We start from the raw sequence: 11,663 nt of genomic DNA, 5'->3' as shown, positions 1-11,663 counted from the left end.
GGATGGGGTATTATCCGGTGAAAGAACGCCCCATCCTCATCCTGTCCTTCCCCTTGAAGGGGAAGGGACGCGCAGCGGGAGATCATCCCTGATCAGGTTTCCTTTTTGTACCTTCCGGTTGCCACTGTGCCTAACTCCCCCTCGCCCGCTCGGGGAGCGGGCAGGGGTGAGGGCGGGACTTTTCGGCACCTAAAGACACCCTCACCCGGCCTTCGGCCCCCCTCTCCCCTGAAGGGGCGAGGGGATAACTGGTCCCCTCCCCTCGGGACGATACTTTGGCAGGGGAGCAATTGCCGGGAAATATATTATAATGGTCTAATATTTTTTCGAAGACGGCACCCGTCCAGCAAGGGCTCGATCTATTCACAGGCGCCGAGGCCCTGAATCCCCTTCCCAAGAGAGGAGATGAGCTATGAGCAAGCCGCTGCAAACCGTGCTGATAGTGGATGACTCCCCCATTTCGCGCAAGATGCTGAAGAGTTGCTTCCCCAAGGAGAGAGGGTTTGAGTTTCATGAGGCCGGCGACGGGCTGCAGGCGCTGGAGAAGTACAAGGAGCTGCGGCCGGACCTGGTGACCATGGATCTCACCATGCCGGTGATGGACGGGGTGACCGCGCTGGTGGAGATCAAGGCCTTCGACCCGGCAGCGACGGTGATCGTCTGCACCGCGGACATCCAGGACAAAAGCCTGCAGGAGGTCACCGAGAAGGGAGCCTTCCTGATCCTTCCCAAGCCCCCCAACAAGGCAAGCGTCCAGGAGGCCCTGACAAAGGTGGAGGAATCCGCATGAGCGAGGCCAGCATCAGCCAGATGAACGTGGACGAGGCGGGGCTCTCACCGGAGGCGCTATTGCCGGAGGAGAGCACCCTCGCCATCATGTCGGTGGACGAGCGCGACACGCTCCAGGAGATGATGAACATCGCCTTCGGCCGCGCGGCCGCCTCCCTCGCGGAAGTCATCAGCATCTTCGTCTGCCTGAGCGTCCCCTGCGTGCAGCTTTTCAAGGGGGCCGGGCTGGTCGGCTACCTCGAGAAGATCGTGGGTCCGTCTCCGGAGATCAACATCGTGGAGGAGAGGTTCTACGGCAAGTTGGAGGGGAGCGCCTTCCTGATCTTCCCTTCGGACGCCGGGTCGCAGCTGGTAGCGCTTTTCGGTGACGAGGAGTCGCTCTACGAAGGAGAGGCGCGCGAGGACGTGGAGCGGGATGCCCTCTTGACCACCGGGGGGATCCTGATCGGGGCCTGCGTGGGAAAACTCGCCGAACTGCTAGGTGACCAGGTGAGCTACTCTCCGGCCAAGCTGGTGGCGAAGACACAAGGGAAGGCGATCCCGGCCGGGCTGTGCGACCCGGAGTCCATCGCCATCGTGTTGAAGACGGATTTCTCTTTCCGCGAGGAATCGGTGCAGGGCTTTCTCTTCCTGGTCACCAGCGAGCAATCGATCGGGTGGCTGAAACAGGCGCTGGCCGATTTCCTGGCCCAGTACGAGGGATGACATGAAAGGGTTACCGGGACAGATACTGGAGATCGTCGACCTGGGGGTGGTGGTGCTGGATACCGAGTTCAGGGTCTGCTACTGGAACCGGTGGATGGCGCTGCACAGCGGCATCGACAAGGAAACCATCACGGGGAGCTTGGTGTTCGACCACTTCCCGGAGCTGAACACGCCGGAATTCCTGCGAGGCGCCCGCATGGCCTTCACCTTCGGCTCCCCCGCCATCTTCCCGCAGTCCCTGCACCACTACCTCTTCCCCTTCAAGGTGGTGGGAACCCCCAACGGGACCTTCGACCTGATGCAGCAGCACTGCGCCAGCGCGCCGCTGCGCCAGCCGGACGGAGAGATCGAGCACCTGCTGATCACCGTGCAGGACGTCACCGAGCGGGCGCTCACCCAGCTGCGGTTACGGGAGCTGAACATCCGGGACCAGTTGACCGGCGCCTATAACCGGCGCTACCTGGACAACCGGCTCGGAGACGAGTGCAAGAGACATGAGCGCTACCACCGGGCGCTCAGCGTCATCATGCTGGACATCGACTTTTTCAAGAAGGTGAACGACCAGCACGGACATGAGGCCGGGGACCGGGTGCTGGCAGCGGTGGCGGGGAAGCTGATGGCGGTCACCCGCAAGACGGACTGCCTGGTCCGCTACGGTGGAGAGGAGTTCTGCTGTATCCTCCCCGAGACCCCGCTGGATAATGCCTGCCTGTTGGCCGAGCGCTTCCGGAGCAGCATTGAACAGCTTGCCATCGCGACGGGAAGCGGGGATCTGCGGGTGACCATCAGCCTGGGCGTTGCGCAGTTGAAACCGGAAGACACCCCCACCACCCTCCTCAAAAGAGCGGACGAGGGACTCTACGAGGCCAAGCAGTCCGGCCGCAACAGAGTCATGGTCCACGAGCCCACCACCTCATCAGCGCTTCTTGATTGCCGATGATCTTCCACCCTTAGGTCCCCCCGTTCTAATGGGGGGACAGGGTATCCACAGATAGCCGTTCACCCTGAGCTTGTCGAAGGGTGTGGAACTGTTACGGCAAATAAAGACCGGAAAAGTTGGCGCTGATGCTTCGACAGGCTCAGCACGAACGGCCCAACCCTTCAAATCAGCTAACTACAAGGATCAAACCGGATAACACTGGGGACATTGGGGATTGGTTTCGGCTGCTACTCGGGGAAGCGTTTGTCGAGGACGGTCATCACGGCCTCCACCACCTCGGCCGGCATGATGTCGGAGAGGCAGCGGGCCTTTTCGCGGCAGGTTGGGGTGGTGCCGAAGCGGGTGCACGGCGAGCAGGCGAGCTTCTTGTTGAGGACCAGATCGAACTCCCCCTTGGGCCCCCACTTCGCCTCGATGCCGGGGCCGAACAGCGATACGGTCGGCACCCCCAGCCCCACCGCGAGATGGAGAACCCCGGAGTCCCCGGAGACCAGCAGCAGCGAGCGGGCGAGAACGGCCGCGGTCTCCACCAGGCTGGTTTTACCCGCCAGGTTGATCCCGCCGCAGCGCTTGACGATGTATTCCCCCTCCTCCGCGTCCTCGCCGCCCCCCACCACCACCGGCAAAAGTCCCCGCAGGGCAAGATGGTCGGCCACCTGCCTGAATCGCTCGGCACCCCAGCGCCGCTCGGCGATGCTGGCACCGGGGAAGAAGGCCACCCGCGGCCGCTCGATATCGCCCAGAAGCGCCTTTGCCCGGGCAGCCGCCTCGGCAGGGACCACCAGGAAGGGAGTCTCCAGCGAAGCCGGGCGCTCGATACCGAGCGGGGCCAAGAGGTCGAAGAAGCTTTCCGCCTCGTAGCGGTCATGGGCGTAGGGGATGCGGTGGGAGAAGAGCCTTTTGCGCGCATTGGTCGCGAACCCGATGGAGAGCTGGGGCCGCGCCAGGCGGCAGACCACCGCCGAGAGCCGGTGCCACTGCTCGGTGTCGATCACCAGATCGTAGCCGCCCCCCAGCACCTGGAAGAGGTCCCCCTGGTCATACAGAAGCACCCGGTCGAGGCCCGGGCAGAGCGAGAAGACGGCGGCGTTGCGCCGCTCGGCCAACACCGTTATCTCCGCCTCGGGATAGGCGTTTTGCAAAGCGCGGATGGCGGGGACCAGCAGCACCGCGTCCCCGATCCCGCCCGGCCGGACGAGCAGCACGCGCTTGGGGCGGATCGGCTTCACGCCAGGCGCCCCTGGGAGCAGACAGGCGGCCACGCTCCCCAGCACGCTGTCGATTCTCTTCATCAGCTTGATGTTCAACCCTTTACCCCTTGCCGTTCACAGTCGGCTCCTCGCCGCCATTCAAAAGTCTCTCCACCAATTCCACACCCTGCATGAAGGAGTGGTCCATGTTGCCCACCTCGTATCTCCAGGCGCCGAAGCGTCCGCGCGAGAAGATCCCCCGCTCCTCCAGCCACGGCTGGATGGCGGCGAGCGCACCGTCACGGGAAAGGGTCGGCACCGGGTAGGAGTACGGGATGTCGATCAGGTAGCGGCTCACCACCCGCTCTACCTCGCCTTCCTCCATAAGCCCCGAGTTGGCCAGTCCCCGCACGGTCCATTCCACGATGCCGGCCTTGTCCTCGGGCTTGGTGGGGGAATAGGTGGTCTCGCACATGAGCGACGAGTAGCGGGAGGTGTCGGCTGCCGGCACGTTGGCGGCGGCGTAGTTGTGGAAGTTGGTCACCCGGTAGAAGGGGGAGTTTGACTCGGGGAAGTACATCCAGCACTTGCTGTCGTCACGGGGAGCCTCGACCCCCACCCCCACGATCAGGCCGCCGTTATGGACGAGGCCCTTGGCCTCCTCGCGCAACCGCTCGGGCGAATCGGTGCAGGCAGAGACCAGCAGGTCCAGCGGCGAGGTGTTGATCAGGATGTCGTAGCGCTCGCTGCGGCCATCGGCGAAGGTGATCACCCGCGCGGCGCTGTCGATGGAAAGCATCTGGCAGCCCAGGTTTATGCGGTCGGCGAAACGCGCGGCGATGGCGCGGAAGATGGCGCCGGTCCCACCCTCTTTGGGGAACTTGAAGGTGTTGTTGGGCCCCCAGGAGAGGTCGTCCAGCCCCTGGGCGATGTTTCGCTCGATCCGCGCCAGGTCCACCACCGAGACCCGCTCGGCGATCCACCCCTTGCTCATCTTTTCCAGCGGCGTCCCCCACACCTTCTTGTTGTAGGGCTCCATGAAGTATTTGACGATGCCGGTTCCAAAGACGGCATCCATCCACTCCTTGAAGTTATCGGCCTCACCCGGCGAGCCGGCGAGCGACCGCAGCCCCTCCACGCACTCTCTCAGCGCGTCGTCCGGCAGGTAGCGGACGTTGTTCTGGAACGGGTACGGCACCCAGGTCTGCAGCATGCGCACCCAGCTCTCGCGCTGGAGCTCGTTATAGCCGTCCCCCAGGGCCTCGGCCACGGCGGTGTCGAAGTAACCGTAGTGGGAAAAGAGCACATGCCCCCCCACGTCCCAGGTGAAGCCTTGGTCGTCGACGAAGGAGGCGGAGAGCCCGCCCACGTACTCTTCCTTCTCGTAGAGGGTCCAGTCGCGGTAGCCGAGCTTGTCAAGATGATAGGCAGCGCCCAGGCCGCAGGGGCCGGCGCCAAGGATGATGATTTTCATGTGGTCGATGTCACCTGTGACGTTTTCAGATGCCGAGCCGCCCCCGCAGATCCAGTATCCGCTGGGCGAGGTGTTTGGCGAAGAACTGCAGCCAGGCGAGCGGCAGGTTGTAGCCGTGAGCCTTGAGGGCGCGGACGTTCTCACTGAACCCCTGGTAGATGTGCCTGCCGCTGGCCCCGCCGGCCTGCATGCGGACCAGGATTTCGGGGAGATAGCGGATCTCCGCGCCGGCCTTCTGCCAGCGCAGGAAGATCTCGAAATCCATGTGCGAGAAGCGGTAGCTCAGGTCGAAGAGCCCGCAGCGCTCGAAAAGCTCGCGCCTCACGTAGCAGGTCGGATGGTTGAACAGGATCATCCGCCACGGGATCCACCAGTAGCGCGGCGGTGCGAGCCTCTTCAGCAGCCGGTCGCCGTCGTAGAGGAGGAGATCTGCGTGCAGCACCTCGGTCTCCGGGTGCTCCTGGAAGTAGTGGCTCACCGTGGCGAGCGCCCCCGGCAGCAGGCGGTCGTCCGAATTGATGAAGGCCACCAAGTCGCCGGTAGCGAGAGCTATTCCCTTGTTGAAGGCGTCGGAGATGCCGCGGTCGGGCTCGCTCACCACCTTGGAGATCCGGTCACCGTAGGAGCGCACGATCTCCATGGTGTCGTCGGTCGAGGCGCCATCCACCACGATGTATTCCAGCTCACCATCCCACTGCTGGGCCAGCACGCTTTCGATGGTAGCTCGGATGGTGGCGGAGCTGTTCCGGCAGATGGTGATCAGCGAGATCTTAATCAATCCCCACTCCTCAGCTTCAAAGCCTCGGCCAGGATACCAGCGAGACGGTCGTTGAAATGCTCTTTGGTCCATTCGGCGCTCACCCGCATCCCCCGTTCGGCCAGCTCCCTGCAAAGCGCGTCGTCTTCCCAAAGGCTGGCCATGGCGGAAGCCATGCTCTCCACGGATGCGGGATCAAACAACAAAGCAGCACCCCTCGTCTGTTCCGGCATCCCGTAGACGTCCGACACCGCGGCGGGGCAACCCGTCTTCATCGCCTCAAGGGGGGGGATGTTGGTGGGGCCGCAGAAGCTGGCCATGATCATTCCCCGCGCCCTTTTATACAGGTCCATCATCTGGCTGTCCGGCACATAGCCGAGGAACAGGACATCCTCGGTCAAGCCGAGCCTGCCGACCAGAGCGGAGAGCTGGGCATAGCCTCTCTTCTTGGCACCGGCCAGTACCAGCTTGATCTCGGGGAAACGTGGTTTAAGGGAGGCAATCGCCCTGATGAGCCCCTCGTGGTTCTTGTGTGCCCAGAACTGGGCGGGGTAGAAGAGGAACTTTTCCGGAAGGGGGAACGGGTATGCATCGCCTCCCCCGTCTTCCTCGAGGTAGCCCGGCGCGATAAACGGGAGGACGTGCACCCGTGAGGCTGCCAATCCGTAGGATTCGACGACGTGCTGCTTTCCGATCGATGAATCAACCAGCACTCCCCGACACCACCTGCACGTGTTTCGATAATGCCATTCTCGCCAGGAGAACTCCTTCGGGTTCCCCACTTCGGGAAAACGGCGCTCGTAACGGTGCATCAGGTCGTGAATGGTCGCCAGCGCAGGAACCGGGGTAAGATACGACCAGGGATCTTGCGAAGGAAAGATCCACAGGTCGCACCCCTCCCTCACCAAAGCCCTGGCCGTGGGGTGCAGAATGGGAGCGACGGCTCTCCACACCCCTGTGCCGATGCAGCTGTAGTGCAGAAGCTGCCCCAAGACACGGCCCCAATCCCAGTATCCAAGCGGAATCGGCACGTTCTTGAAACGGTAGCGCTCCAGGTATGGCAACCAGGAGCGATGCGCATAGCCGACGACGACCTCATACCGGTCGGTCGGCAGCCCCGCCAGGGCATCGAGGATGGCCTGGTCGTACTGGAACGCCCCGCCCCAGGTAGGTTCAATCGCCAGCAAAACACCGATCCGCTTCATGGGCTCATCAACCTCTGCACAGCGTCCGCCACACGACCAAAGGGCGGTTCATGGAGGCCGGCTGCTGGGAGAAATCGTCCGGCGTGAAAAATTCGATCTGGGCTCACTCGGTCAGAAACCTTTTTTGCAGGGCCTCGTTGCTGGACGGGTTCATGCAGCGGTACTTCTTTCCCATGCGCTCTCCGAGGCTCATGATCTTTTCGGCGCAGTCGCTCTGGATCCGGGCATATTCGGCGTGGTCGACGCCACTGAAAAAGCCGGGATGTGCCTGGTGCTGGTGAACCTTCAAATCCTCGTAGTTCACACTGTCCGATGACTTCCAAAAGTGCAGGTCCCCGGCCTTTCTGCCGTCAAACCCCAACAGCATCACCTCGTCGCAAAGGGACGAGGCAAGCGGCAAAAGGAGCTGGTTGAGGATGTTGTGAGAGAACTTTATCTCCAGCTTCTCTTTCATGCGCAGGTTGATCTCTTGCGCGACGTAGGGTACCGGCAGAGCGAACTCCGCCAGGGCCTCGTTGTGAAATACAAAGTCGTCATAATACCCCTCCGGGATCACCAGCAGGCAACGATGCCGCTTCAGGAACCTCTCCAGATCGTTCCTGAAGCGGCAGGCGTACTTGGAGACCCCGAAGTGGTAGATGCCGTCGCCCGCCACCATGAAATGAGGTTTGATGTGGTCCATCAGCTCATCGTTCTTGATCATGGTGTTGCAGACGATCCGGTAGCCGTCGGAGAAATCGTGATCGAAGGCCTTTTCGATCGAGGGTCCCGTGCCGAAGAGGTAGGCCCTGGGGAAGTTCGGCAGGCCATCGACGTACTCCAGAAACTTCTGCTGCATCACGGCCCTCTGCTGCTTAAGTCCCCCCCGGGTTCTGAGGCCATGCCTGAAACTGGGATAGCTGTAGCACCCCCAGGTGCTGTACCGGTCGACGTTATGGAGCAGGCTGGACTGCAGAGCCAGGTTCATGAGCGGGCTTTGCTTGGGAGCCCGCCAAAACAGGACGCTGACCGGGCGATGCTTGCGCAGCAGGCTCGCCAGCGAGAGCCCCTGCTGCTCCGTTTCGAAACGAAAGCGCTGCCCCCCCCTGGTGAGACAGTCCCCCAGGTAATCGGGGGGGGGAAACGATCCGATCCTCCGTGTCTCTTCCTGCAATGCCGGGGTCACCTGGAAAATCACCGTGGCATCCTGCGGAAGGAAATGGCCGGCCAGATAGTAGTGATGCACGAGCTCTTGAAGGTCGTCGAAAACGGGGTGGTACAGGATGGCGTTTTCCTTTTCGGCGCCGTACCTTCTGAAGAAAAGCCCGAAGAGAAACGGCGACACCAGCGTGTAGGCCATCAGTTTCATGCGCTCAACCATCATTCCCCCTGCTGTTGCCGGCTATTCCGAAGCGAGTCGGGCCAGCACGCCGCCGTCGCAGACGATTTCCTGACCGGTGATGTTTCCAGCCAGGGACTCGTCGGCCAGAAAGAGGGCAAGGCTCGCCACGTCGTCAGGGGAGCCGATCTTGCCGAGGGGGCTCGCCCGCCGCAACCGCTCCGCCGCCTCTCCGGCGTCGCCGCTCCTCTGCAGCCCGCCGGCCAGCATGGGGGTATCCACGGCGCCCGGCAGGATGGCGTTCACCCGTATGCCGAGCGGGGCCAGTTCGATGGCCATCGCCCGGGTCAGGGCCGAAACGGCGCCTTTGGATGCCGCATAGGCCGCCACCCCCCAGGAGGTTACCCTGGCGTGCACCGATGAGATGTTGATGATGGAGCCGTCAGCCATCAGCGGGGCGAAACACCTCGCCGTGTGGTAGACGGCATCGACGTTGGTCCGGAAGGTGGCCGCCCATTCCTCCTCGCTTGTTTCCAGAAGCGGCTTGCTGATTTGAATGGCGGCGTTGTTGATCAGACAGTCGAGCCTGGCATGCCCTTGTAAAACGGCCTCCCGCAAGGAGTTCACGAAGAGGGCACGAGAGACGTCCCCCTGCACGAAGAGGTCGCAGTGCTCGTTGCCCGATCCGGTGAGGTCCGCGCCGAGCACGGACCAGCCGCTCATCTTGAACCTGCGGGCAAGGGCGTTTCCGATACCGCCGTTGACTCCGGTAATCAGCACCGTTCTAGTCAATTCCCAGTCCCTCCATCAGCATCCGCACCGAGTTTTCATGCACCCTTTGCCAGTAAAGACGGCTGCTGTTGGCGTTGTGCGAGGAGAGGATGACGTTGTCCATCCGCCTGAGCGGGCTGTCCTTGGCAAGCGGTTCCTCTTCGTAGACGTCGAGCCCGGCGCCGGCGATCTTCCCCTCCGTTAACGCCTCTTCCAGTGCCCGTTCCTCTATCAGCTGCCCGCGGGCAACGTTGATCAGGTAGGGCCGTCTGGTCATCTTTGCGAAGGCCGCCCGGTCCAGCAACCGGAAGCTGGTGGGGTTCAGGTCGCAGTGCAGGGTGATGATGTCGGCCAAGCGGTACAGCTCCTCCTTGTCAACCATGCGCACCTTGAGGCTTTCCACCAGCTCGGGGTCCTTCTGCGCCGTGTCGTTTGCGATAACGCGCGCACCGAAGGAAGCCAGCCGGCGGGCGACGGCTGTTCCGGAATCACCGAGCCCGATGATGCCCACGGTCTTTTCGCTCAGGCAGAAGCCCTGCGGCTTGTCCCAGCCTCCCTGCTTCATGATGCGGTCACTGGCGAAGATGGACCTGCCGAAGGCGAGCATCAAGGCCAGGGCGGTGTCGGCAACCGGCTCCGAGAAGGCGTTGGGGGTGCGCCGCACCGGGATCTTCCTGCGGCCGGCCTCCTCCTGGTCGATGGAGTCGACACCGGTACCCCACTTGACGATCACCTCGAGCATGGGCGCGGCGTCAAGCACCCGGGCCGTGATCCGGTCGTCTCCGCAGATGATCCCGTGGTACTCCCCGAGGATATTCACCAGGTCGTCTTCCTCAAGGCGTTCTTCAACCTCGGCCCACTCCACCCGAACCGGCTTCCCTGCCAAGAGGGAGGAGACCCTCTCTCTCTCCCGGACCATGTAGGGAGCGGAAATAAGGACTTTTTTCAAGTATCTTCTCCTTCCATCAGAATTACCCTCGCCGGAGCCCCCTCCGACTTCCCCACCTTGAGGGGGAGTGCGACCAGCTGGTAGCTCCCCTCCCGGACGGCGGCCAGCACCAGTCCTTCCAGCACCACCACGCCGCTGCCGAGCAGCTTCCTGTGCACGCCACCGTCGCTGCCAAAGGGCTCGATCGAGAGGTAATCGATACCGACCAGGCGTATCCCCCTGTCGACGAGCCAGGCGGCCCCTTCGGCGGTGAGGGCGACGTAATCCCTGGCGAAGGCGCTCCCCGTGATCCGGGAGTTCCTCGTCTTCAGGAGCAGCCGGAGACAGCCGGGGGGGATGAGCGCATTTTCCAGCAGCCCCGGGTCCACGCGCTCCGCGTCGCCGCAGTCGAGGACGAAGGCCTCCCCGATCAGGAGCTCGAGCGGGAGTTCGTCGCAACCCTGGCCGTTCTCCACGAAATGCAGGGGAGAGTCCAGATGGGTGCCGCTGTGCGAGTTGAGAGAGAGGGCGCTTTCGTTGTAGCCGTCATCCGGGAAGGTCCGCAACCATTTCAGCTCGAAGCGGTCAGCCGATGGCCAGGCCGGCGTCGAGTCGTCCAAAACCATGGAGATGTCATAGATCTTGTTTGCCGGCCGCGGTCGCATTTCTGACGATCTCCAATCTCTTGTACATTTCTGGCTTCTTCGGATAGTAGAACTTGTAGCGGAGCCCCTGGGAGACGGCATCGCGGTAGTTGTGCCCCTTGTAGGTGCCCCAGAACTGGAACAGACGCATCGCCAGCACGCCGGCACAGCTCTTGAGGAAAACGCCCTCCTTGAAGGCGTGGAAACAGTCGCTCAGCACGTTGAGCAGGTACAGCTTCAGGAAATCGAGCAAGGAAAAGCTGTCGTGCGGGTAGATGCCGCGCAGGGCAAGCGCCTCCCTCTCGTATCTTCTGAAGATCTGCCGGTAGCTCTCCTTGTGGACATGAATGACGGCGGCGTCCGGGGCGTAGAAGATGAAATGCCCCCTCTCCACGACCTTCTTGGCCCAGTCGATGTCCTCCAGCCCGGTGATGGTCTCGTTGAACCGGCACTCGCGCCAGCGCTCCTTTCGAATGGCCGCATTGGCGTTGTTGCAGAATACCGAGTCCTGCCTCCCCTTTCCCCCGTCCCCGAACCACCTTTGGAAGATCTGATGTTCGGAGTACTTGGTGGTATCGGTCCCTCTCTGTTTCCCGTACACCAGGGCGACCGCCGGGTCCGAGAAGGGAGCTATCAGGTTGGCGAGCCACTCCCTTTGCACCGGGTAGCAGTGCCCGCTGATGAAGACGCAGAACTCTCCGCGCGAGTTCTCTATCCCCTTGTTGAGCGAGAATCCGAAGGAAAACTCCTCGGGCGTGATGTGGATCAGCCGCGCCCCGTGCCGCATGGCTATCGCGACGGTGGCGTCCGTGGAGCCGGAGTCCACCACGACGATCTCGTAATCGAACGGGACCAGCTGGTTGCGGACGCCGAGGAGCAGCCGCTCCAGGTGCTCCTCCTCGTTGTAGGTTCTTATCACTATCGATGCGACGGGATCTGTTT

The 11,663-nt window shown here is 62.6% G+C and carries 12 protein-coding genes; 3 read left to right on the top strand and 9 right to left on the bottom strand.

What is annotated here, in order from left to right; all coding sequences use genetic code 11:
• Positions 1-412: 412 nt before the first annotated feature.
• Genes VJ604_RS12030 through VJ604_RS12020 form a run of 3 tightly spaced genes read left to right on the top strand, consistent with a single transcriptional unit; the run spans position 413 to position 2,434 of the window.
• Positions 413-790 (top strand): response regulator, encoded by a 378-nt coding sequence (locus VJ604_RS12030; RefSeq protein WP_324082792.1) that lies wholly within the window; start codon positions 413-415, stop codon positions 788-790.
• Complete coding sequence (locus VJ604_RS12025; RefSeq protein WP_324082790.1) at positions 787-1,494, top strand: hypothetical protein; 708 nt, start codon at positions 787-789, stop codon at positions 1,492-1,494. Before VJ604_RS12030 ends, VJ604_RS12025 begins: the two co-directional genes overlap by 4 nt.
• Before the next feature lies 1 nt (position 1,495).
• On the top strand, positions 1,496-2,434 hold the full coding sequence (locus tag VJ604_RS12020; protein WP_324082788.1) for a GGDEF domain-containing protein: 939 nt from the start codon (positions 1,496-1,498) through the stop codon (positions 2,432-2,434).
• 227 nt (positions 2,435-2,661) lie between these two features.
• On the opposite strand, the gene VJ604_RS12015 is transcribed toward VJ604_RS12020, so the two are convergent.
• From VJ604_RS12015 to VJ604_RS11975, 9 genes are all read right to left on the bottom strand, one after another.
• Positions 2,662-3,741: a glycosyltransferase family 9 protein gene (locus VJ604_RS12015; RefSeq protein WP_324082786.1), complete on the bottom strand. Its 1,080-nt coding sequence runs from the start codon at positions 3,739-3,741 to the stop codon at positions 2,662-2,664.
• A gap of 4 nt (positions 3,742-3,745) precedes the next feature.
• Positions 3,746-5,098: a protoporphyrinogen/coproporphyrinogen oxidase gene (locus tag VJ604_RS12010; RefSeq protein ID WP_324082785.1), complete on the bottom strand. Its 1,353-nt coding sequence runs from the start codon at positions 5,096-5,098 to the stop codon at positions 3,746-3,748.
• Between the two features lie 25 nt (positions 5,099-5,123).
• On the bottom strand, positions 5,124-5,876 hold the full coding sequence (locus tag VJ604_RS12005) for a glycosyltransferase family 2 protein (RefSeq protein ID WP_324082782.1): 753 nt from the start codon (positions 5,874-5,876) through the stop codon (positions 5,124-5,126).
• Positions 5,873-7,060, bottom strand: a complete 1,188-nt coding sequence (locus tag VJ604_RS12000) for a glycosyltransferase family 4 protein (RefSeq protein ID WP_324082780.1) — start codon at positions 7,058-7,060, stop codon at positions 5,873-5,875. Before VJ604_RS12000 ends, VJ604_RS12005 begins: the two co-directional genes overlap by 4 nt.
• Positions 7,061-7,163: 103 nt before the next feature.
• Entirely contained in the window at positions 7,164-8,420 is a 1,257-nt protein-coding gene (locus VJ604_RS11995) for a hypothetical protein (protein WP_324082778.1), read from the bottom strand.
• A gap of 21 nt (positions 8,421-8,441) precedes the next feature.
• Positions 8,442-9,170 carry an SDR family NAD(P)-dependent oxidoreductase gene (locus VJ604_RS11990; RefSeq protein ID WP_324082776.1) on the bottom strand — a complete coding sequence of 243 codons (729 nt, stop codon included), beginning with the start codon at positions 9,168-9,170 and terminating at the stop codon, positions 8,442-8,444.
• Positions 9,163-10,098, bottom strand: coding sequence for a phosphoglycerate dehydrogenase (locus tag VJ604_RS11985; RefSeq protein ID WP_324082774.1), 936 nt, complete (start codon positions 10,096-10,098; stop codon positions 9,163-9,165). Before VJ604_RS11985 ends, VJ604_RS11990 begins: the two co-directional genes overlap by 8 nt.
• Positions 10,095-10,742, bottom strand: a complete 648-nt coding sequence (locus tag VJ604_RS11980) for a cyclase family protein (protein ID WP_324082772.1) — start codon at positions 10,740-10,742, stop codon at positions 10,095-10,097. Before VJ604_RS11980 ends, VJ604_RS11985 begins: the two co-directional genes overlap by 4 nt.
• Positions 10,711-11,663, bottom strand: a 953-nt coding sequence (locus tag VJ604_RS11975; protein ID WP_324082770.1) for a glycosyltransferase family 2 protein, incomplete at its 5' end; no start/stop codon positions are given. The genes VJ604_RS11975 and VJ604_RS11980, both read right to left, overlap by 32 nt.

The organism is Geomonas sp., assembly GCF_035254065.1.
Lineage (GTDB): Bacteria > Desulfobacterota > Desulfuromonadia > Geobacterales > Geobacteraceae > Geomonas.
The sequence above is the reverse complement of the archived record's forward strand: the minus strand, read 5'-3'. Positions and strand labels throughout refer to the sequence as shown.